Here is a 543-nt window from a genome sequence, read left to right on the forward strand (position 1 = left end):
TCTTCGTCCCCACGATCCGTACGGCGTCCCCGAGGTCCGCCGGGTGCGTGCACCAGTCGGTGACGCCGACCAGCAGGCCGGGGGCACTCACCGCGACCGCCTCGGTCAGCGAGGGCACGAGCGAGACGACGCGCACGGGCTCAGTGCCCCGGCGACGGGGGCTCGGACGTGGCGTGGATGTGGTCACCGACCGCGACGACCAGGATCCGGGTGTCCTCACCGGTGGCCCGCCAGCGGTGGCGCCCCCCGCCGGACAGGAAGAGGGCGTCGCCGCTCTCCAGTCGGTACGCCCGCCCCTCGGCCTCCACCTGGCAGGCGCCGGAGACCACGTACATCAGCTCGTCGTTGCGGTGCTGGTACTCGCGCCCGGCGTCCTGCTCCCCGGTGAACTCCAGCGCGTGCAGCTGGTGGTGTCCGCGCACCAGCGGGCGGACGCCGGGCGCCGGCGTGAGCCCGGACTCGTCGCCGGCCCGTACGAGGTCCACGGTGCGCGCGGTGTCGGAGGCGGCCAGCAGTTCGACGACGGTGGTCTCCAGGGCGTCG

Annotated in this window: 2 protein-coding genes; both read right to left on the reverse strand. The window is 74.6% G+C overall.

Annotated elements, in window-relative coordinates; all coding sequences use genetic code 11:
- On the reverse strand, positions 1 to 136 hold a 136-nt coding region (locus G3I71_RS52040), incomplete at its 3' end, for a helical backbone metal receptor (RefSeq protein WP_343243293.1).
- Positions 137 to 140: 4 nt separating this feature from the next.
- Positions 141 to 543 (reverse strand): cupin domain-containing protein (locus G3I71_RS46265; RefSeq protein WP_164324935.1); only part of this gene is annotated, 403 nt, incomplete at its 5' end.

Origin of the sequence: Streptomyces sp. SID12501 (genome assembly GCF_010550245.1) — a bacterium.
In the GTDB taxonomy this organism is placed as follows: Bacteria; Actinomycetota; Actinomycetes; order Streptomycetales; family Streptomycetaceae; genus Streptomyces.